Source organism: Limnobaculum eriocheiris, assembly GCF_021010575.1.
GTDB lineage: Bacteria > Pseudomonadota > Gammaproteobacteria > Enterobacterales > Enterobacteriaceae > Limnobaculum > Limnobaculum eriocheiris.
This window is the reverse complement of record NZ_JAJNAG010000042.1, coordinates 1-22185: the sequence shown is the minus strand read 5'-3', so window position 1 is coordinate 22185 and position 22185 is coordinate 1. Positions and strand designations below refer to the sequence as shown.

Here is a 22185-nt window from a genome sequence, read left to right as displayed (position 1 = left end):
AAGAAAACAATTTCCACAGTATAACGGATAACAGGCATGACACAGGTATACTTAATTCGACATGGTGAAACAGAATGGAATGTTGCTCGCAGAATTCAGGGGCAAACGGACAGTAAATTAACCTCTTTGGGTGAATTACAGGCGCGTCAGGCAGGGAAACGCTTAAAGAATATGGGAATTACCCATATCATCGCCAGCGACCTGGGGCGTACTCGTCAGACAGCTCAACTACTGGCCGAATATTGCCATATTGAACCTACCTTTGATTCCCGCTTACGGGAATTAAATATGGGTATTCTGGAGCAGCGCCGTGTTGATTCCCTTACGCCAGAAGAGGAACAGCAGCGTATGCTGATTCTTGACGGTACGCCAAATGGTCGTATTCCTCAGGGAGAGTCGTTAACCGAGCTCTCAACCCGTATGCGCGCAGCATTAGAGGATTGCAAAAAGCTACCGGAAGGCAGTCGCCCGGTTTTGGTTAGCCATGGTATTGCGTTAGGTAGCCTGCTGGGAAATGTCTTGGGGCTTCCACCTTATGCGGAGCGCCGTTTACGCTTGCGCAATTGCTCTCTTTCTTTAGTTGAGAGTCAAAACAGCCCATGGCTGGCGCCGGGATGGATAGTCGAGTTTGCCGGAGATACACAGCATCTCACGGCAGAGGCTCTTGATGAGATCCAGCGTTAACGCTGGATCGGAATCATATATTCACCGGTAATTACCGCAGGGACACTGTCGCCAACTCTGATACCCTTAGGATGGAATATCTCAATATCGTAACCTTTACGGCGTGTCAGTTGCAGAAGCGGCAGGCAGGTTCCGTAAAGTGTCATGACAAACTGTTGTAATCCATCCGGCGGTCCGTTGTAGCGGAACAGGGCGTACTCTCCCCCCTGAAGTATGATTTCATGGCCTTCAACACCCGGCGGCACATGTTCAGGTTCAATGGCAGTGGTGTAGAACACTTCCTGCTCATCATCTTTTTCCTGACTGGGGCGAGTGTGGTTAAGACCGTAAAGGATTGGCGGTACTTCGGTCAGGGTATTACCCAGATATTGAGTCCAGAATTGAGTACGGATAGCCGTTTTGGAACGGGATAGCTCTTCCAGAGTACAGGTATAACTCTGGGTTATTCCCATCAGCTGTTTCTCTTCCTGAATCACATACTCTACCGGTACTAAATTGTTGCCGGATAGCTTAATGGGTGGACACATACCAATAGCGCTCCATGAATCAGAGCGACGATAGAATGCGGGAGTCTGAGCAAATTGCTTTTTAAACGCCCGGGTAAAAGTTTGTTGGGAGTCAAAGCGGTACTGTAGCGCTACATCCAATATTGGCCGGGCGGTCAGCCTTAACGCCACGGCAGCTTTGGATAAACGACGAGCGCGAATGTAAGAACCAATGGCCTGCCCGGTAACTTCTTTAAACATTCTCTGTAGGTGCCATTTAGAATAGCCTGATTTTGCGGCAACATTATCCAGCGATAATGGTTGATCTAAATGACTTTCTAGCCAGTCTAGAAGATCGTGGATAATACTGGCTTGATCCATAAAAAACTTCCTCATTAATTTGGCGCTTTATCTACAGAATCGGCGTAGCTCTACTGACTTATAACACTTATGTGATTGGTTTCAGCCACGACATCACAAAAAATGTTTTTAACAGGTGATGGGTGCTGGCGCAATCTTCAGCGTGAAACAAGGTATTACTGCGCTATAGCGATACTTATCGCGCATCATAACAATTTTTAAATGTTCTGTTCTACGTCTATTTGACATAAGTTTGTCGCTATGGTTCAGCGGGTTGCGACCTGGCTTTAGTTGTGTACCGGCAGGCTATGATTGAATTAATATGGTAATTAATTGATGTTCATTGGAGATAGCGAATGAAGAAGGTCATTTTAGCGCTTTGCTCAGCCACACTGTTTTGGTCAGCTTGTGCTCAGCCAGAAGAGATTGGTTCTGTTGATACGGTATTTAAACTATTGGGGCCCGATCATAAAATTGTGATCGAAGCTTTTGACGATCCGGATGTACAAAATGTGACCTGTTATCTGAGTCGGGCAAAAACGGGCGGAATAAAAGGGGGATTAGGACTGGCGGAGGATACTGCCGACGGTGCGCTTTCCTGTATTCAGGTTGGACCAATCACGCTTACCGATCGAATTAAGAATCGTAAAGCGGATGGTGAAGAGGTATTTCGCAAGCGGACATCGATAATTTTTAAGAGCATGCAGGTAGTACGTTTTTATGATAATAAGCGTAACACCCTGGTTTATCTGGTCTATTCCGATAAGGTTGTGGATGGCTCACCTAAAAATGCGTTGAGTACCGTGCCTATTATTCCCTGGGAAAATAGCCATTAATTGTCGCGGGTCCGATAATGAATTTCAGGCGATAAAAAACCAGCATTTATGCTGGTTTTTTATCGCTACTGCCGATTACTCTTCGAGATCGCCACAGAAACGGTAACCTTCACCATGAATAGTGGCAATGATTTCAGGGGTATCTGGCGTTGATTCAAAGTGCTTACGAATACGGCGGATAGTTACATCAACAGTACGATCGTGAGGTTTAAGTTCACGCCCGGTCATTTTCTTCAGCAGCTCTTCACGGGATTGAATTTTGCCCGGATTTTCGCAGAAATGCAGCATCGCACGGAACTCGCTACGAGGCAGTTTGAACATCTCTCCGTTAGGATTAATCAGAGAACGACTGTTGATATCCAGCGTCCAGCCGTTGAACTTATAGTTTTCAACCAGTTTACGCTCTTCACCGCTGACTGCACCAAGGTTCATGGTTCGGGACAGCAGGTTGCGTGCACGGATAGTCAGTTCACGTGGATTAAACGGTTTGGTGATGTAGTCATCCGCACCAATTTCCAGGCCAAGAATTTTATCTACTTCGTTATCTCTGCCGGTTAAGAACATCAATGCAACCGCAGCTTGCTCACGTAACTCACGCGCTAGCAGTAGTCCATTCTTGCCGGGCAGATTGATATCCATGATGACCAGATTAATATTATGGTCGGACAAAATCCGATGCATTTCTGCACCATCATTGGCTTCAAAGACAACGTATCCTTCCGCCTCGAAAATGCTTTTTAATGTGTTACGAGTTACTAGTTCGTCTTCAACGATCAGGATATGCGGGGTTTGCATGTCTGTTACCTAATTTGCCAACAAAATCAAATTTAATATTACAGTGGTCCGGTTTTGTTCTTAAAACCATCTATAGCTCAAACAGACTACTGCAGTATAAGGGACGAATCCCCGTGTTATTTCAAATTTCAACACAATCGCTGGTCCGACCAAGGCAAACTACCTACATACCCGTGATTTGTTAAAACCGATCACTTATTACTCTTTATTGTAGCAGTAATATAACAGGAGTCTTTCTTTTGCCGATCAACAAACTTGTGGCTTGTTGATATATATCAATAATAGTTATAGCACATTAGCTGATTTGTGAGAAAAATCTACAAAAACAATGCATATCATATGCCAATTTTTGACCTTTTTTTCACAATTCAACCTCAATAAAAACCTTATTTTGAAACATTTGCTCCGTTATGTTTTTCACCAAAGCCAAGGCGTGTGTGGCAATGGATGGATTTTGCTTGTTTTTATCCTAAAAAGAAATATATTTTAACAAATATTTTTCAATTGCAACTTTTATGAACATAAAATCCCTTGCAGAACAAATAGGTTGTACTAAAACATAACATATTAAATTTATAGCTAAAATCGTCAATACTGATACTTTGATTTCATTTTTAGCTCTGACGCTGCTTTTTACTATGATTTCGCTCGTTTATTCTCATCAGTATAAAAATGAGCGGGGTGAGAATAAAAAAACAGAAGTCTCATGAAGAATAAGTATTTTTGATTTTAATATATTGAATTATAATAATATTATTTTGTTTTGATATAAAAGAGCGGAGCGGCGTCAGGCAAATAACTTTGATAAAATATCAAAAATAAATTGACTATGAACGGCAATTGCTTTAACCAGTATATAGCGTTAGTAAAACAAACCAGAGACAAATACTAAACATGCAAAATGTTAGCCCGATGATTACAATCATTACCACCACCGGTACAACTAGTAGCGGGGCGGGCTGACGCTTACAGAAATTAAAAAAAGCCCGCACCGTAGAATCGAGTGCGGGTTTTTTTTTGCGAGTAATTTACATCATAACTGGATTAAGGCAGGAGAGGCCAAGAGATGCGAGTTCTGAAATTTGGCGGTACATCGGTAGCAAATTCCGAACGCTTTATGCGCGTAGCGGATATCATTGAAAATAATGCGCGTCAGGGCCAGGTTGCTACGGTACTGTCTGCTCCGGCAAAAATTACTAACCATCTGGTTGCCATGATTGAGAAGACGGTAGCCGGTCAGGAAATCATGACCAATATGATGGATGCCGAACAGATCTTTGCTGAACTGCTTTCCGGTCTGGCTGAAGAACAGCCCGGGTTTGAATATGGTCGATTAAAGAGTTTTGTAGAGCAGGAATTTGCTCAACTGAAACATGTGCTTCATGGTATTTCTCTGCTGGGGCAGTGCCCTGATAGCGTGAATGCTTCGATTATCAGCCGTGGTGAAAAGCTGTCTATTGCTATTATGGAATCTGTTTTTCAGGCGCGGGGATATGGCGTAACGGTAATTAATCCGGTTGCTATGCTGCTGGCTCATGGGCACTATCTGGAATCGACCGTTGATATTACCGAGTCAACTCGTCGTCTGGTTGAGTTGGGTATTCCTGAAAATCACGTGATTCTAATGGCGGGCTTTACCGCCGGTAACGAGAAAGGCGAACTGATGGTGTTAGGGCGTAATGGTTCTGACTATTCAGCCGCAGTTCTGGCAGCCTGTTTACGTGCCGACAGTTGTGAAATATGGACCGATGTGGATGGTGTCTATACTTGCGATCCGCGTTCTGTTCCCGGGGCTAAACTGCTTAAGTCGATGTCCTATCAGGAGGCGATGGAGTTATCCTATTTTGGCGCTAAAGTTCTCCATCCTCGTACTATCGCTCCCATTGCCCAGTTCCAAATCCCTTGTCTGATAAAAAATACCGCAAACCCTCAGGCTCCCGGTACCCTAATCAGCCGTGAGAGTGGTGACGATCGTTATCCGGTGAAAGGCATTACTAATCTGAACAACATGGCGATGATTAACGTCTCAGGTCCGGGAATGAAAGGAATGGTGGGGATGGCCGCCCGGGTATTCTCAGTGATGTCTCGTGCCGGTATCTCGGTGGTTCTGATTACTCAATCCTCTTCTGAATACAGCATCAGTTTTTGCGTACCACAAAGTGAGCTGGCCCGCGCCAGTCGTTCACTGGAAGATGAGTTCTATCTGGAGTTAAAAGACGGGTTATTGGATCCGCTGGATGTGGTCGACAAGCTGGCCATTATTTCAGTGATTGGTGACAATATGCGTACACTGCGCGGTATGTCTGCACGTTTCTTTAGCGCACTGGCCCGTGCCAATATTAATATTGTAGCGATTGCACAGGGATCTTCAGAGCGTTCTATTTCTGCAGTGGTGAGTAATGATTCGGCAACCACTGCTGTACGTGCCAGCCATCAGGTACTGTTTGATACTAATCAGGTGCTGGATGTGTTCCTGATTGGTGTTGGTGGTGTGGGTGGCGCACTGTTAGATCAGATCTATCGCCAGCAGCCGTGGCTGAAACGCAAGAATATTGAGCTGAGAGTCTGTGGTATCGCTAACTCTCGCGGTATGGTGACCAATACGCTGGGAATTGATTTAACCAACTGGCGTGAAGCGCTGGTGGCGGCAGAAGAGCCGTTTAATCTGGGGCGTTTAATTCGTCTGGTAAAAGAGTATCACTTGCTCAATCCGGTGATTGTGGATTGTACTTCCAGTCAGGAAGTGGCTTCTCAATATGCTGATTTCCTGGCGGATGGCTTCCATGTCGTGACGCCAAACAAGAAAGCGAATACCGACACCATGAACTATTACCATCAGTTACGGCAGGCTGCCAGCACCGGAAACCGTAAATTTCTCTATGATACTAACGTAGGTGCCGGATTACCGGTCATTGAAAACTTACAGAACTTGCTAAATGCCGGTGATGAACTGATGCGCTTCTCTGGTATTCTTTCCGGCTCACTGTCATTTATTTTCGGTATGTTGGATGAAGGTTTAAGCCTGTCAGAAGCAACCCGATTAGCGAAGGAAAAAGGCTATACCGAGCCCGATCCACGTGATGATTTATCCGGTATGGATGTAGCGCGAAAACTGCTGATTTTGGCCCGTGAAGCCGGTCATTCTCTGGAGTTGGATCAAATTAAGGTTGAATCTGTATTGCCGCCATCATTTGATGCCGGTGGCGATGTGGCAACCTTTATGCAACGTTTGCCACAGTTGGATGCTGAGTTTGCTGAGCGTGTGGCGTTGGCCGCCAGCCAGGGTAAAGTATTACGCTATGTTGGTATGATTGAAGAGGGTGAGTGTCGGGTGAAAATTGAAGCCGTGGATGATAACGATCCATTATTCAAAGTGAAGAACGGCGAAAACGCGCTGGCGTTCTACACCCAATATTATCAGCCATTACCACTGGTATTACGCGGTTATGGTGCCGGTAACGATGTTACCGCCGCCGGTGTTTTTGCCGATATGCTACGTACTCTGTCAGGAAAGCTGGGAGTTTAATATGATAAAAATTTATGCGCCGGCCTCGATAGGCAACGTCAGCGTGGGGTTTGACGTATTGGGTGCAGCAGTATCACCCATTGATGGAGCACTGTTGGGGGATTGCGTTAGTATTCAATCGGCAGATCGCTTTAGCCTGAGCAATAAAGGGCGTTTTGTTAGCAAGTTACCGGCAGAACCTAAAGACAACATCGTTTATCAGTGCTGGGAGCTGTTCTGCCAGCGTTTGGGGCGCGAATTGCCGGTGGCGATGGTGTTAGAAAAGAATATGCCAATTGGCTCTGGTTTGGGGTCCAGTGCCTGTTCAGTGGTCGCCGGGTTAATGGCGCTGAATGAGTTCTGCGATCGCCCGTTTAATCAGACCGAACTGCTTGGCATGATGGGCGAGCTGGAAGGCCGAATCTCCGGCAGCGTACATTACGATAACGTGGCTCCTTGTTATTTGGGGGGTATGCAATTGATGCTGGAAGAAAATGGCATTATCAGCCAGTCGGTACCCGGTTTTGATAACTGGTATTGGGTCATGGCATATCCGGGTATTAAGGTTTCCACTGCTGAAGCGCGTGCAATTTTACCGGCGCAGTATCTGCGTCAGGATTGTATTCGTCATGGTCGCTATCTGGCCGGTTTTATTCACGCCTGCCATACTCAGCAGCCGGAATTGGCGGTTAAGTTGATGCAGGATGTGATTGCCGAACCGTACCGTACCCGTTTACTGCCGGGCTTTGCCGAAGCGCGTAAAGCTTCACAGGATATTGGTGCGCTGGCATGCGGTATTTCTGGTTCTGGTCCAACGCTGTTTGCGGTAAGCGATCGTCTTGAAACCGCCCAGCGCCTGGCCGACTGGTTAGCAAAACACTATGTACAAAATGATGAAGGCTTTGTTCACGTTTGCCGTCTGGATACTGCCGGTGCCCGTAAATTGGATTAATGGAAAATAGTGACACAATGAAACTGTATAACTTAAAAGATCATAACGAACAGGTAAGCTTTGCTCAGGCAGTACGTCAGGGATTAGGTAAACAACAAGGGCTGTTTTTTCCGGCTGAGTTACCGGCTTTTGATAGTTCAGAAATCGATAATTTACTCTCGCTGGATTTTGTTACCCGCAGTGCCCGTATTTTGTCGGCCTGTATTGGCGATGAAATCTCAGCGGATGCCGTAGCTAAACGAGTCGCTAATGCTTTTCAGTTCCCGGCTCCGGTCGTCGCCGTTGAAAAAGATATTGCTACCTTAGAGCTATTTCATGGTCCCACTCTGGCGTTTAAAGATTTTGGTGGCCGCATCATGGCGCAAATGCTGGCTGAAGTAGCTGGTGATACGCCGGTGACCATTCTGACCGCGACCTCTGGTGATACTGGTGCTGCCGTTGCTCATGCATTCTATGGTTTAAAGAATGTACGAGTAGTGATCCTCTATCCTGAAGGCAAGATTAGCCCGCTACAGGAGAAGTTATTCTGTACCCTGGGGGGGAACATTCATACCGTGGCCGTTGATGGGGATTTTGATGCCTGTCAGGCACTGGTTAAACAGGCTTTTGATGATGAAGCGCTGAAAAAGGAGCTGGGTCTTAACTCTGCCAACTCCATCAATATCAGCCGACTGCTGGCGCAAATTTGTTATTACTTTGAGGCAGTAGCACAGTTGACTCAGGAACAGCGTAACCAACTGGTGATTTCGGTTCCAAGCGGTAACTTTGGCGATCTGACGGCGGGACTGTTGGCTAAATCATTAGGTTTACCGGTGAAGCGTTTTATTGCTGCTACCAATGCCAATGATACCGTGCCGCGCTATCTGGCAAATGGTCAGTGGCAGCCGAATAAAACGGTTGCCACTTTATCTAATGCCATGGATGTCAGTCAGCCAAACAACTGGCCACGAATTGAAGAACTGTTTCGCCGTAAAGAGTGGCCAATCAGTTCATTAGGTTATGGCGCGGTTAGCGATGAGACAACGGCTAAAACACTGCGTGAACTGGCTGCGCTGGGATACACCTCGGAACCTCACGGCGCGATTGCCTATCGTTTGCTGCGTGATGAGTTGAAAGAGGGCGAGTTTGGATTATTTCTCGGTACGGCCCATCCGGCTAAATTTAAAGAGAGCGTAGAGCAAATTCTTGGTACGACATTACCTCTGCCAAAAGCACTGGCAGATAGGGCTGAGTTACCGTTACTTTCGCACTATTTACCGGCAGATTTTGCTCCGTTACGCGCATTCCTGATGGCGTTACCAGCGTAAGACCGATTAAATAACAATGGCCTCCTGATATATACCGCATCGAGGCCATTTTTTTGTCTGTAGTTCTGCCAGTAATTACTGTTCAGGGCGTTTAAATATCAGTTCATTACCCAGAGAAGCGGCCTCATCAAACTGATAGCCTTCCAGATCAAAGTCAACCAGCTGTTCCGGGCGGGTCAGGCGGTTCTTGATAATAAACCGACTCATCAGACCGCGGGCTTTTTTAGCGTAGAAGCTGATGATTTTATATTTACCGTTTTTCTGATCTAAAAACACCGGTTTAATGATAGTGCCATTTAATGACTTGGTTTGAACCGATTTGAAGTATTCATCCGAGGCCAGATTAACCAGAACATCGTCACCTTGATCTTTCAGCGCCTGATTTAGCTTATCGGTAATTCGTTTGCCCCAGAATTCATACAGATCTTTACCCCGCTGGTTTTCCAGTTTGGTGCCCATTTCCAGACGGTAAGCCTGCATCAGATCGAGCGGACGTAAAACGCCATACAGACCGGACAACATACGCAGGTGCTGCTGGGCAAAATCGAAATCATTATCGTTAAAATCATCAACGTGCAGGCCGGTATAAACATCACCTTTAAACGCTAACAGCGCCTGACGAGCATTTTCTGGCGTGAAATCCGGATGCCACTCTGAGAAACGTGCGGCGTTAAGGCCAGCTAATTTATCACTGATACTCATCAGGCTGGCGATTTGCGCGGGGGTTAACTTGCGACACGCTTTAATCAAAATTTTCGACTGGTCCAGCATTTCGGGTTGAGTATAACGGTCAGTCACCAGAGGGCTTGTATAATCGAGGGTTTTTGCCGGAGATATAGTAATCAGCATAATCATATCCTGTGATAAATCGTTTTTTGCTACTCTAGCAGAAAGTGATGATGGAAAAAGCGATGGATTTAATAGGAGGCTCTGGAAATCTCTTAGTAAAACTGATTTTTATTTTATTTATCATTAGGTAATGGTAATACCAGCAGAGGGGGGAAGATAAATTTTATGCTTAAAACCTGTGCCTTCTAAGTTCCGTCGTTGCACGCTTGTTAAGTCATGTTATTATCAGCCTGGTCCAATAATACTTCGATGCCTCACAAGCTTAACAAGAGACCTATCATGACAGATAAACTTTCCTCTCTACGTAAAATTACTACCGTTGTGGCTGATACCGGCGATATTGCAGCGATGAAACTGTATAAGCCTCAGGACGCAACAACTAACCCTTCTTTGATTCTGAATGCGGCCCAGTTACCTGAATATCGTAAACTGATTGATGATGCGATTGCCTGGGCAAAAAGCCAAAGCAGCGATCGTGCACAGCAAATTGTGGATGCATCCGATAAGCTGGCAGTAAATATTGGTCTGGAAATTTTAAAATTAATTCCCGGCCGTATCTCTACTGAAGTTGATGCTCGTCTCTCTTATGACACTCAGGCCAGCATTGTTAAAGCCAAACGTTTAATTAAACTTTATAACGATGCAGGTATCAGCAACGATCGTATTCTGATCAAACTGGCATCTACATGGCAGGGTATCTGTGCGGCAGCCCAGCTTGAGAAAGAAGGTATCAACTGTAACCTGACTCTGCTGTTCTCTTTTGCTCAGGCGCGTGCTTGTGCTGAAGCTGGCGTGTTCCTGATTTCTCCGTTTGTTGGCCGTATTCTTGACTGGTACAAGGCTAATGGCGATAAGAAAGAGTTTGCCCCACATGAAGATCCGGGCGTTGTTTCTGTCACCAGTATTTATGAATACTACAAACAGCACGGTTATAAAACTGTGGTAATGGGTGCCAGTTTCCGTAATTCCGGTGAGATTCTGGAACTTGCCGGCTGTGACCGTTTGACCATTGCTCCTGCACTATTAAAAGAACTGTCAGAAAGCCAGGGTGAAGTTGAGCGTAAACTGACTTACAGCGGCGCAGTGAAAGATTGTCCGGCTCCGTTGAATGAAGCACAGTTCTACTGGCAACACAATCAGGATCCAATGGCGGTTGATAAACTGGCTGATGGTATCCGTAAGTTTGCTATCGACCAGGAAAAACTGGAAAAGATGATTGCAGATTTACTGTAATTATTTTTTATAACGATATGAATACCGGCCTGATGGCCGGTATTTTTTTGCCTGCAATTCACTGAGGATAATCACATCCACTGTGTCAGCCCGCTGCAAAAATAGTGTTAACAATAGTATGATAGCGTGCAGGCAAGAGCACAGTTTAGTGACAGAGGATTAGATATGAATAAGTTACGCATTGGTTTGGTTTCTGTTTCCGACCGCGCATCCAACGGAATTTATCAGGATCAGGGGATTCCGGCACTGGAATCATGGTTAAAAACCGCCCTGAGCAGTGAGTTTGAAACGCAAAGTCGATTAATTCCTGATGAGCAAGGGTTGATAGAGGAAGCACTGTGTGAGCTGGTTGATGAAAGGGGCTGTCATCTGGTTCTTACCACCGGTGGAACCGGTCCGGCTCGTCGTGATGTTACGCCTGATGCCACATTAGCGATTGCCGATCGCATCATGCCGGGGTTTGGCGAACAGATGCGTCAGATTAGTTTGTACTATGTACCAACCGCGATTCTTTCCCGTCAGGTTGGTGTGATTCGTAAACAGGCGCTGATTATTAACCTTCCGGGACAGCCAAAGTCAATTAAAGAGACTCTGGAAGGGGTAAAAGGTCAGGACGGAAAAACCGTGGTATCCGGTATTTTCGCCAGCGTCCCGTATTGTATTCAACTGCTGGATGGTCCTTATGTGGAGACGCATTCCCAGGTGGTAGAATCCTTTAGGCCTAAGAGCGCAATCCGCGATATAAAAGATTAAATTGGGGCTTTTTGCAAAATAAGATTTTCATCTGCTGGTGTATCATAAATAGTACGATATAGTAAAAATTAATTTACGGAGGGTAAATTAATTTTTTTATCAACCTATAGAAAAAGATGGAATTTTATGATTCAGCAAAAAAATCGCCGACTAAACAAACAGGATTATAAAACGCTGACTCTGGCAGCATTAGGCGGTGCGCTGGAGTTTTACGACTTTATTATCTTTGTCTTCTTCGCCGTCGTTATCGGTGAACTTTTCTTTCCTGCCAATATGCCCCAATGGCTGGTACTGATGCAGACCTACGGTATTTTTGCCGCAGGCTATCTGGCTCGTCCGCTGGGGGGAATCATCATGGCCCACTTCGGCGATTTAGTGGGGCGTAAGCGGATGTTCTCATTGAGCATTTTGCTAATGGCGTTACCTACACTGGCCATGGGGATGTTACCAACCTATCAATCCATTGGCATTGCTGCTCCACTCCTGCTGTTGCTGATGCGCATTTTTCAGGGTGCGGCAATCGGTGGTGAAGTGCCGGGAGCATGGGTATTTGTGGCGGAACACGTGCCCTACAAACGTATTGGTATTGCCTGTGGTGTACTGACGGCGGGCCTGACCGTTGGGATCTTACTGGGCTCTTTTGTTGCCACTCTGATCAACTCGATGATGAGTGTGGAAACCATTCGTAACGGCGGCTGGAGAATACCTTTCTTTCTGGGGGGTATTTTTGGTTTGATTGCCATGTATTTGCGCCGTTGGTTAAAAGAAACGCCGATTTTTATCGAGATGCAACAGCGTAAAGCACTGGCGGCAGAACTGCCGTTAAAATCAGTAGTAATCAATCACACCCGCGCGGTAACGGTTTCTATGTTACTGACCTGGTTGCTTTCTGCCGGTATTGTAGTGGTGATTCTGATGACGCCAAACTACCTGCAAACTCAATTTGGTATCGAGCGCGTCATTGCACTCAAGGCGAACAGCATGGCGATTATCTCACTGTGCGTGGGCTGTGTGATTGCCGGTATGGCTGTTGACCGTTTTGGCGCCAGCAAAACCTTTATTGGTGGCGGTTCGCTGTTGGCGGTTGCCAGTTGGACGTTTTACCATTCGGCAACCAATGTTGATTTGCTGTTTATTACTTACAGTATCGCCGGGCTGTGTGTGGGCGTGGTAGGGGCTGTTCCTTACGTTATGGTGCGGGCGTTTCCGGCAGAGGTGCGCTTCTCGGGTATCTCTTTCTCTTATAATGTCTCTTATGCCATTTTTGGTGGGCTGACGCCAATATGCGTCACTTATTTGATGAAGTTTACGCCAATGGCGCCAGCGTATTATGTATTAGCGCTATCGGTGATGGGAATATTGTTGGGAATTTATCTGCGTAACGATTTGAGAGCGGCGGATAGCATTGTGGAACATAGCGATACGGAATTAGAAAAGGTGCCGGTGTTATAAACAACGTTTATTGCGTTTAGTTAAAAGCCATCTGTTGTGAACTGACCCCATAATTTTGGGCAGTTTGTATTAAGTGGTTATCAGGGCCTGAGTTCAATACTCTATTGGACTCAGGCCTTTTAGCTTTAGGCTTATCCTTTTACGCTGAGTCATACGCGAAATATCTCTGCTACGCATCAGGAAGTGCGATTCTTATTTGCATCTGTTATTTCCTGTGTATTTGAATTATGGCGTCGATAAAGACGAAAACGCCTGCATTAAGCAGGCGTTTTAGGATGATAAGCAAAACCGGGATTAACCTGCTTTACGTTCACCAATTGGCAGAACGGTACGGCCATACTGTTCATTCAGTACTTCCGCCATTGCCAGATAAATTGCGCTGGCACCACAAACGATACCAACATAACCAGCGACGTTTAACAAACCGGTATTCGCGGTAATGTTGCCGATGGATAACATAAAGAACAGTACCGTCAGGCTGGCAAATACAAACTGTAAGCCACGGTTAGCACGCAAGGTACCGCAGAACATAAACAGGGTGAAGATGCCCCATAATGCTAAGTAGATGCCCAGGAAGGTGCTATCGGTAGCATGTGCATGTCCTACTTCAGGAATTAACCAGATGCCAACCAGGGTCATCCAGAAAAAACCATAAGAGGTAAATGCGGTAACGCCAAAGGTATTACCTTTTTTGAATTCTAAAATACCGGCAATAACCTGAGCCATACCACCATAAAAGATACCCATAGCAACAATGGCTGTGGTTACCGGGAAGAATCCGGCGTTATGGATATTTAACAGAATAGTGGTCATCCCAAATCCCATTAATCCTAGTGGACCTGGGTTTGCTAATTTATTCGAGTGCATATTTCCTCTGTACTCACGAATGCTGATTTAATAAATGGATTTTTATCCGCATAGCGGCGGAATTAACTAACAACGACCACGGGTAAATAACACCGCGTATTACACGTGAGCGCGCATAATAATGAGGCCTGAGTCACGAAACAATGGTTTTGATCAGGAATAATGCGAAAATTTTTTTATTTGCCCCCCTTGATGCCAGATTTGTCGCCCCCATCTTATGAACAACGGTGAAGCAAGCCTATGGATGTAAGACTTTTATTGGCAGTTGAAAAGTCATTTTGCACCCCCATATAGGTGAGTATGTGAACGAATATAGTTTTTAAGTGGAGAACATGTAATGGGTAAAATTATTGGTATTGACCTGGGTACAACGAACTCATGTGTTGCTGTAATGGACGGCACGCAGGTTCGCGTAATTGAGAACGCGGAAGGGGATCGTACAACTCCGTCAATTATCGCGTATACCCAGGACGGCGAAATTCTGGTTGGTCAGCCTGCTAAACGCCAGGCGGTGACCAACCCACAAAATACACTTTTTGCGATTAAGCGTCTGATTGGTCGTCGTTTTGGTGACGAAGAAGTTCAGCGCGACCGTAATATTATGCCTTTTAAAATTATAGGGGCAGACAACGGTGACGCATGGGTTGAAGTAAAAGGTCAAAAAATTGCACCACCTCAGATTTCTGCTGAAGTTTTGAAAAAAATGAAGAAAACAGCAGAAGACTTTTTAGGTGAGCCAGTAACCGAAGCGGTAATTACCGTTCCGGCTTACTTTAACGATTCTCAACGTCAGGCAACGAAAGATGCCGGTCGTATTGCTGGTTTAGATGTAAAACGTATCATCAACGAACCAACCGCTGCTGCTCTGGCATACGGTCTGGATAAAGAGATGGGTAACCGCACTATCGCCGTATATGACTTAGGTGGTGGTACATTCGATATCTCTATTATTGAAATTGATGAAGTAGATGGCGAAAAAACCTTCGAAGTATTGGCAACCAACGGTGATACTCACTTAGGTGGTGAAGATTTTGATACTCGCCTGATCAACTACTTAGTTGATGAGTTTAAGAAAGAGCAGGGCTTTGATTTACGTAATGATCCGTTGGCAATGCAACGTCTGAAAGAAGCGGCAGAAAAAGCGAAAATTGAACTCTCTTCTGCTCAACAAACGGATGTTAACCTGCCGTACATCACTGCAGATGCAACCGGTCCTAAGCATATGAATATTAAAGTGACTCGTGCAAAACTGGAGTCACTGGTTGAAGATTTAGTTAATCGCTCTATAGAGCCGTTAAAAGTGGCATTACAGGATGCTGGCCTGTCAGTAAATGAAATCGACGATGTGATTCTGGTTGGTGGGCAAATTCGTATGCCATTAGTACAGAAGAAAGTATCTGATTTCTTCGGTAAAGAACCACGTAAAGACGTTAACCCGGATGAAGCAGTTGCTATCGGTGCTGCAGTTCAGGGCGGCGTGTTAGCCGGTGATGTTACTGACGTCTTGCTGTTAGACGTAACGCCTCTGTCTTTGGGCATTGAAACCATGGGCGGCGTGATGACTTCGCTGATTGCCAAGAACACCACTATCCCGACGAAACACAGTCAGGTGTTCTCAACGGCTGAAGACAATCAGTCTGCGGTAACAATTCACGTTATCCAGGGTGAGCGTAAGCGTGCAGCAGATAATAAATCTCTGGGTCAGTTTAATCTGGACGGGATTCAGGCCGCACCGCGCGGTATGCCGCAAATCGAAGTAACATTTGATATCGATGCTGACGGTATTCTGCACGTATCGGCAAAAGATAAAAACAGCGGTCGTGAGCAAAATATTACCATTAAGGCTTCTTCTGGCTTGAACGAAGAAGAAATTCAAAAAATGGTGCGCGAAGCAGAAGCTAACGCCGATGCTGACCGCAAGTTTGAAGAGCTGGTTCAAATCCGTAACCAGGGCGACCACCTGTTGCACAGCACTCGTAAACAAATTACGGAAGCGGGCGACAAGCTGCCAGCGGATGATAAAACCGCTATTGAAGCTGCATTAAGCGCGCTGGAAACTTCACTGAAAGGTGAAGATAAAGCGGATATCGAAGCAAAAATTCAGGCTCTGGTTGAAGTATCCGGCAAGCTGATGGAAATGGCTCAACAGCAACATGCTGAAGGCGCATCAGAAGGCGCACAAAGCGCGCCGGGTAAAGATGACGACGCCGTTGACGCTGAGTTCGAAGAAGTTAAAGACAAAAAGTAATCGCCCTTAAGCGGGCACGGTAATGATGCTTAAATTGTGGTATCGTTAACGGAACTTGGCACGGGCGTTGAGGTAACTCTACGCCCGTGTACGCATATATAGGGTAAAGTCCACAGATGGCGAAGAAAGACTATTACGAGATCCTGGGCGTAGGCCGCGATGCAGATGAGCGCGAAATTAAGAAGGCCTATAAACGCTTGGCGATGAAACATCACCCGGACAGAAACCAGGGTGATAAAGACTCTGAAGAGAAATTTAAAGAGATCAAAGAAGCTTATGAAGTACTGACCGACGCGCAGAAGAAAGCGGCTTACGATCAGTACGGTCATGCTGCGTTTGAACAAGGCGGCATGGGCGGCGGTGGTTTTGGCGGCGGTTTCAGCGGCGGCGGCGATTTTAACGATATCTTTGGTGACGTATTTGGCGATATCTTTGGTGGCCGTCGTCAACGCGCCAGCCGGGGTTCCGACCTGCAATACACCATGACGCTAACGCTGGAAGAAGCGGTTCGTGGCGTGACTAAAGAGATCCGTATTCCAACGCTGGCTGAGTGTGACGTTTGCTACGGCAGCGGTGCGAAAGTGGGAACCAGTTCAATAACTTGTTCTACCTGTCATGGTGCCGGTCAGGTCCAGATGCGTCAGGGCTTCTTTGCCGTACAGCAAACCTGTCCAACCTGTCATGGTCGCGGTAAGATCATTAAAGATCCATGCAATAAGTGTCATGGTCAGGGTCGGGTAGAGAAGACTAAAACACTGTCCGTTAAGATTCCTGCGGGTGTGGATACCGGCGATCGTATTCGCCTGTCTGGTGAAGGTGAAGCGGGGGAGAACGGTGCTCCGTCTGGTGATTTATACGTTCAGGTTCAGGTGAAGCAACACCCAATCTTTGAACGTGACGGTAATAATCTCTATTGTGAAGTGCCGATTAATTTTGCGATGGCAGCTTTAGGTGGCGAAATTGAGGTTCCTACGCTGGACGGACGGGTAAACCTGAAAGTTCCTGCAGAAACTCAAACCGGTAAGCTATTCCGTATGCGTGGTAAAGGGGTAAAATCGGTCCGCGGTGGAAGTCAGGGGGATCTGCTGTGCCGCGTTGTGGTTGAAACCCCGGTTAAGCTTAATGATAAGCAGAAGCAGCTATTGCGCGAGCTTGAAGAATCCTTAGGTGGCGAAAAGGGTGCTAAAAACAGCCCCCGCTCTAAGTCATTCTTTGACGGCGTGAAGAAGTTTTTTGATGATTTGACCGGTTAATTATTTAGCTTCTTATCGCCAATAGAAAAATCCCCAATCAAATTCGATTGGGGATTTTTTTGCCTGAAAATAAGAGTGTAACAGGTTGATTTTTAGGTTTAATCATTAATAATAATCAAGTGCTTTATTATGTGTGGTTATTAATATTATTCCATGATTAATAAAGGTATTTTAGCTGGCCTGTTATAAGTAATCTTGTATGTCAGTATCATTAAAGACTGCTTTTTGTAAAATTATAGGTTCTTAACCTAATTTTGAGGCGGCAGCTGAGATTTTATAGTAATATCCTATAGTGCCAAATTAAATAATAATATTAAGGTATCTTGTAATAAGGTATTAAAGGAGCCGTTCTTATCATGACTCACTATTTACGCCAGTTTCTAAAGTTAGAAGCATCAGGCGGTATTTTACTGATTATTGCAGCATTAATCGCCATGGTGATGGCTAATTCACCTCTACAGGCAGCCTATGAAGGCTTTTTGCATTTGCCGGTAGTCATAAAGATTGCTGCGCTGGATTTGAGCAATTCACTGGCCCACTGGATTAATGATGGGTTAATGGCCATCTTCTTTTTGGTGATTGGGCTGGAAGTTAAAAAAGAGCTGGTAGAAGGTTCTCTGGCGGGAAGGGATAAGGCGATGTTCCCGGTGGTGGCCGCGATAGGGGGCATGATTCTACCCGCATTGGTTTATCTGATATTTAATATGGATGATGCGGTAACCCGCACCGGCTGGGCTATTCCGGCGGCAACGGATATCGCCTTTGCTCTGGGCGTAATGGCTTTATTAGGAAGCCGGGTACCAACCAGCCTGAAGGCCTTTTTAATGGCACTGGCCATTATTGATGATTTAGGTGCAATTATTATTATTGCTCTGTTTTATACCAAAGAGCTTTCTATGATAGCGCTGGCGGGAGCCGCGGTGACAATTGTTATTATGGCAGTGATGAACTGGCGTGGCGTTGGTAATAATCTGGCCTATATCATTATTGGCGCAATACTCTGGGTATTTATGCTGAAGTCTGGAGTGCATGCTACCCTGGCCGGCGTTATTACCGGATTCTTTATTCCACTTAATGGCACTGAAGGCAGCAAACCGCTGGATAGCTTAATTCACCAGCTACATCCTTGGGTAACCTACTTTATTTTACCGCTGTTTGCTTTTGCAAATGCTGGTGTGGCTTTAGCGGGGGTTACGCTGAATTCTCTGATTGGTATTTTGCCAATGGGAATTATGCTGGGTTTAGTTGCCGGTAAGCCGTTGGGGATTTTTGGTTTCTGCTGGGTAGCGTTAAAGACCGGTTTGGTGAAGATGCCGGGATCTATTCAACTGAAGCATATTTTCTCGGTTTCTGTACTCTGTGGTATTGGTTTTACTATGTCGATCTTTATCTCTTCCCTGGCTTTCGAGGGGTTATCGGCTGAATATATTACTTATTCACGCCTGGGTATTTTGATTGGCTCAACGATTGCCGCAGTATTGGGATATTTCCTGTTAAAGCTCTCGTTGGCAAAACACTCGCCAAAAGAAGTTCTGAAGTAGTAAAAAAATAGAGGTTCTGTCGTCAGGCAGAACCTCTATATCGATACCATTATTTATCAGGCTGTTGGAACTTTTAAGTTTTTATAGCGTTCAAAAACCGGCGTATTAATATCTTTCGGGTTCTGGAGTTGCCATAGGTTACGTGTGATGCCATCGTTAATCAGGTAAATAACCCCGGTCTCAATGGCTGACATCAGACACATCATCACGGGTTCATTAGAGGTATATCCTACTTCACCTTCCAGCAAACGCTGATAATCGATAAAGCGGAATACACCAGCCTGTACTTCATATGAAAGAATTGTTTTGCTGGTATTTACCGATGAGAGAATCTCCCCGGTGCTTACGTCAACCACCCGTAAATTAACGGCAATCTGGTCGAGTTGATATTGTGTACTACCACCAATACCAAAATACCGCGCACCAATCCCCCCTGATTTCACATTGCTTTCGTAACCGATAATAGAGCCTTCAATCAGTACGTTTGCCGCCACCAGTGAAGAAAGTGGCTGTGCGTTATTAATCGCTACCCGACCATTTTCCTGGGCTGCCCGAATAATTTTCCGTTCGTTTAACAGATTTTGCAGACCCTGCCGTTCCAGAGGAATAAACCAGTTAGAGTCCTTTAATGCTGATATCAACATGGCTGTCGCACTTTGTGGTACAGAGGTGGAGAAGTTGCTGGCAGGATAAGGTTTAAATTGCCCGGTTTCATCCTGGATGTTATATACCGAGACAAAGATTTTGCCTTTTGGCGTCGGTAATTGCACTAAGTCCTGATAACTTTGACTGCGCGGCAATAGTGTAGGTTCAGCCGCTTGCTTTGGTGGAGCAGTCAGACAACCATTTAGAAGAAACAGGCTGGCAATGATTAAAAGATGGCGCATAGATCGTTACCTTGTCTTAGTTAGCGCTGATATTGGATAAACCATCGACTTCAATGGTCGAGCTTTTACCACTGGCACGATCGAGGATATTCATGGTCAGGGTACCGTCGGTGTTAGTGACATCAACAACAAAGTCTTTAGTCACCAGACGACCAGGTTTGCCCTGGTTAATATTGCCCATCAAACTACCTAAAAGTTGGGACTGAATAGCTGAAGTAAAATTATCTAATGCCGAAGGAGTGGAAGACTCAAAATCATATCCGTTAGGATCTTTATAAGAGTTTTGTGCATTGGCTTCAGATAACAGAAAAGAGCCATTGTTTGGGTTACCACCAAAATTAGGGTTAACGAATTGAAATACCATGTTTCCTCCCCAGGAGAGGGGAGAGAACAGAAGCAAAGATAAAACAATGTTTTTGATACGCATAACACTCTCCTTAAAACTCATCACGGGTTAAGTCACCGGTATTCAGAAGACTCTTATCTATTTGTCTTCTATCCAGTTTTTCAGACACCTGATTAATGGCTAGATCTACGTTGCGATTAAAATCGCGTTTGCTAGGAAACAGAAACGCCTGATGTAAGACATCCTGATCGATTTTTATGGTTATCCAGCTTCCCCAGCGTGCACTGGGTTTTTCGCTGATGGTGATATTTCCTTTAAAGTCTTTCTCCCATTTATCACTAAAGGCACGGTAAAAGTCGTGTCCGGTGGAGGTTACCGTGTGGTCGGTAATCAAGCCGGGCACTTCAACTTCTACAGCCCAGGTAATATGGCTAAAAGTTAGAAATAGTGAAAAAACAGCAGCAGACAGATAACCGTTCATGATTTAGCGCCTAAGATGTTCATTAGCCCAGGTGGCAGCCTGAGTACGATTTTTTACGGAGATCTTCTTAAACAGGTTATACAGATGCGTTTTAACCGTGTTTTCACTGATAAATAGTAATCTGGCAATTTCCAGGTTAGAGGCACCCATACTTAATTTATGCAGGATCTCTTTTTCCCGCTGCGTCAGATCGGCGGCATTATCTCCATGGCTATAATGATAAAACCGCGACTGATTGAGCAGGTGACTGGCTAATCGCTGAGAAAAGTAATACTCACCGCTTATGACGCTGTTGATCCCTTCGATTAACTTTTCCTGATCGGCTGAAAGATAAAAGACAGCGCTAATCTGCGGCCATTTTTCAATCTCTTCAAAGTGATAATCTTCAGGCGTATTAAGTAATAACAATTTAATACGATCCCGATTTTGGTTGAAAATCCCTTGCCAAAAGGTAATTAATTTTCTGTCTACACTCATTAAGTCAAACAGAACTAACACTTTCTCTGACGGTGGTTCATCGAATGGTTTATGAATGTTTTGCAGCTTGGCATTAATGGGTAAAGCCGTATTTAACTGATGTAATAGTGCTGTGGCTAATAACGATGGCTGTGTTATTAACAACAATAGGCTTCTGTTTGCTTCATTATTCATAATGAAACTCCGAAATAATAGATATACCCATCCGCGCAGAATCTTTGAGACTGCAGTAAAAAATAATTGGTTAGTGGGTCTTTTATTTTCATAAGGGTGTTATTTTTAATGTGTTTGATAAATTTATAAATATTATTTGAACTTTTTAATGGCCATGATTGCGTTGTTTTTACATCTTCAAATTTAGTATTAACGATTTCTAAATCAAGTTTTATTTTTGTTTCAAAATGTTTCAATTGATTTTAAAAATTTTCAATTAATTCAAATAACTAATGATGGGTATGACTTAAAAGATCAATGAAATCATGCTGTAGTGCTATTTAATAATGAACTTTAAAAGTGAAACGTAAGTTTTTTATTCCTCCATATGACGCATTTGAGATCTATCTAATAGCTATTTGTTATAGCTTATCAATGAATGGGTTAGACTGTTTTTTGTCCTGATTTATTTATTAACCTGATAGTTTTTTGAGAAATTGATTGGTTAGTATGGTAATTGGTCTTTGTTATTTTTATATAGAAGAAATGAGTTTTTTATCTTTTTTTAATTAAAACTCAATGAATATGATTGAGTTTTAGGTCGTGACGCAGATTTAGTGGTAATGATTGATCGTCAGATACCATCCGATGATCTTATCGTGCATTTCTTCTGACTTTGAGAAGCAGATAGTCTTGCGGGTCAACCGTTTAAGATGGGTTC

General features: G+C 44.8%; 20 protein-coding genes and 1 other annotated feature. Of the genes, 11 read left to right on the top strand and 9 right to left on the bottom strand.

The features are described from left to right. The first annotated feature begins 36 nt into the window (after positions 1–36). On the top strand, positions 37–684 hold the full coding sequence (gpmB, locus tag LPW36_RS14355; protein ID WP_230610721.1) for a 2,3-diphosphoglycerate-dependent phosphoglycerate mutase GpmB: 648 nt from the start codon (positions 37–39) through the stop codon (positions 682–684). On the opposite strand, the gene robA is transcribed toward gpmB, so the two are convergent. Beyond that, positions 681–1550 (bottom strand): MDR efflux pump AcrAB transcriptional activator RobA, encoded by an 870-nt coding sequence (gene robA, locus LPW36_RS14350; RefSeq protein WP_230610719.1) that lies wholly within the window; start codon positions 1548–1550, stop codon positions 681–683. The two genes, gpmB and robA, sit on opposite strands and share 4 nt — an antisense overlap. A 335-nt stretch (positions 1551–1885) precedes the next feature. Here robA and creA point away from each other — a divergent pair, with 335 nt between their 5' ends. Next, positions 1886–2365 carry a protein CreA gene (gene creA, locus LPW36_RS14345; RefSeq protein ID WP_230610717.1) on the top strand — a complete coding sequence of 160 codons (480 nt, stop codon included), beginning with the start codon at positions 1886–1888 and terminating at the stop codon, positions 2363–2365. A gap of 75 nt (positions 2366–2440) precedes the next feature. On the opposite strand, the gene arcA is transcribed toward creA, so the two are convergent. Beyond that, positions 2441–3160, bottom strand: coding sequence for a two-component system response regulator ArcA (gene arcA / locus LPW36_RS14340; RefSeq protein WP_130592399.1), 720 nt, complete (start codon positions 3158–3160; stop codon positions 2441–2443). 901 nt (positions 3161–4061) lie between these two features. Further along, positions 4062–4180, top strand: a sequence feature (Thr leader region). 46 nt (positions 4181–4226) lie between these two features. Here arcA and thrA point away from each other — a divergent pair. From thrA to thrC, 3 genes are read left to right on the top strand one after another with little or no spacing between them, the layout of a single operon-like run. Continuing rightward, a complete protein-coding gene (gene thrA, locus LPW36_RS14335; RefSeq protein WP_230610715.1) occupies positions 4227–6686 on the top strand; it encodes a bifunctional aspartate kinase/homoserine dehydrogenase I in 2460 nt (819 codons plus the stop codon). Position 6687: 1 nt separating this feature from the next. After that, positions 6688–7617: a homoserine kinase gene (gene thrB / locus LPW36_RS14330; protein WP_230610714.1), complete on the top strand. Its 930-nt coding sequence runs from the start codon at positions 6688–6690 to the stop codon at positions 7615–7617. A gap of 17 nt (positions 7618–7634) precedes the next feature. After that, positions 7635–8924, top strand: a complete 1290-nt coding sequence (thrC, locus tag LPW36_RS14325) for a threonine synthase (protein WP_230610713.1) — start codon at positions 7635–7637, stop codon at positions 8922–8924. A gap of 75 nt (positions 8925–8999) precedes the next feature. On the opposite strand, the gene yaaA is transcribed toward thrC, so the two are convergent. Continuing rightward, the gene (yaaA, locus tag LPW36_RS14320; RefSeq protein WP_230610711.1) at positions 9000–9773 is read right to left on the bottom strand and encodes a peroxide stress protein YaaA; all 774 of its coding nucleotides are present in this window, start codon (positions 9771–9773) and stop codon (positions 9000–9002) included. A gap of 279 nt (positions 9774–10052) precedes the next feature. On the opposite strand from yaaA, the gene tal reads away from it, so the two are divergent. The 3 genes from tal to LPW36_RS14305 all read left to right on the top strand — a co-directional run bounded on the left by tal (position 10053) and on the right by LPW36_RS14305 (position 13211). Next, the gene (tal, locus tag LPW36_RS14315) at positions 10053–11006 is read left to right on the top strand and encodes a transaldolase (RefSeq protein ID WP_230610709.1); all 954 of its coding nucleotides are present in this window, start codon (positions 10053–10055) and stop codon (positions 11004–11006) included. Between the two features lie 165 nt (positions 11007–11171). Next, entirely contained in the window at positions 11172–11759 is a 588-nt protein-coding gene (mog, locus tag LPW36_RS14310) for a molybdopterin adenylyltransferase (protein WP_230610708.1), read from the top strand. Between the two features lie 126 nt (positions 11760–11885). Further along, positions 11886–13211, top strand: a complete 1326-nt coding sequence (locus LPW36_RS14305) for an MFS transporter (protein WP_230610707.1) — start codon at positions 11886–11888, stop codon at positions 13209–13211. 294 nt (positions 13212–13505) lie between these two features. Here the strand turns inward: LPW36_RS14305 and satP are convergent, their stop codons facing one another. Beyond that, complete coding sequence (gene satP / locus LPW36_RS14300) at positions 13506–14078, bottom strand: acetate uptake transporter (protein WP_230610706.1); 573 nt, start codon at positions 14076–14078, stop codon at positions 13506–13508. A 337-nt stretch (positions 14079–14415) separates the two neighbouring features. Here satP and dnaK point away from each other — a divergent pair, with 337 nt between their 5' ends. From dnaK to nhaA, 3 genes are all read left to right on the top strand, one after another. Beyond that, positions 14416–16326, top strand: coding sequence for a molecular chaperone DnaK (gene dnaK, locus LPW36_RS14295; RefSeq protein WP_230610704.1), 1911 nt, complete (start codon positions 14416–14418; stop codon positions 16324–16326). Positions 16327–16442: 116 nt separating this feature from the next. Continuing rightward, positions 16443–17579: a molecular chaperone DnaJ gene (dnaJ, locus tag LPW36_RS14290; protein ID WP_230610702.1), complete on the top strand. Its 1137-nt coding sequence runs from the start codon at positions 16443–16445 to the stop codon at positions 17577–17579. 356 nt (positions 17580–17935) lie between these two features. Next, positions 17936–19120 carry a Na+/H+ antiporter NhaA gene (gene nhaA / locus LPW36_RS14285; RefSeq protein ID WP_230610700.1) on the top strand — a complete coding sequence of 395 codons (1185 nt, stop codon included), beginning with the start codon at positions 17936–17938 and terminating at the stop codon, positions 19118–19120. A 56-nt stretch (positions 19121–19176) separates the two neighbouring features. Here the strand turns inward: nhaA and csgG are convergent, their stop codons facing one another. The 5 genes from csgG to LPW36_RS14260 all read right to left on the bottom strand — a co-directional run. Next, the gene (gene csgG / locus LPW36_RS14280) at positions 19177–20007 is read right to left on the bottom strand and encodes a curli production assembly/transport protein CsgG (protein WP_230610698.1); all 831 of its coding nucleotides are present in this window, start codon (positions 20005–20007) and stop codon (positions 19177–19179) included. 16 nt (positions 20008–20023) lie between these two features. Next, positions 20024–20434, bottom strand: a complete 411-nt coding sequence (gene csgF / locus LPW36_RS14275; RefSeq protein ID WP_230610696.1) for a curli production assembly/transport protein CsgF — start codon at positions 20432–20434, stop codon at positions 20024–20026. A gap of 10 nt (positions 20435–20444) precedes the next feature. Beyond that, positions 20445–20834, bottom strand: coding sequence for a curli production assembly/transport protein CsgE (gene csgE / locus LPW36_RS14270; RefSeq protein ID WP_230610690.1), 390 nt, complete (start codon positions 20832–20834; stop codon positions 20445–20447). A 3-nt stretch (positions 20835–20837) separates the two neighbouring features. Further along, a complete protein-coding gene (gene csgD / locus LPW36_RS14265; RefSeq protein WP_230610686.1) occupies positions 20838–21485 on the bottom strand; it encodes a biofilm master transcriptional regulator CsgD in 648 nt (215 codons plus the stop codon). 593 nt (positions 21486–22078) lie between these two features. Then, positions 22079–22185 (bottom strand): IS1 family transposase (locus LPW36_RS14260; RefSeq protein WP_230609480.1); only part of this gene is annotated, 107 nt, incomplete at its 5' end.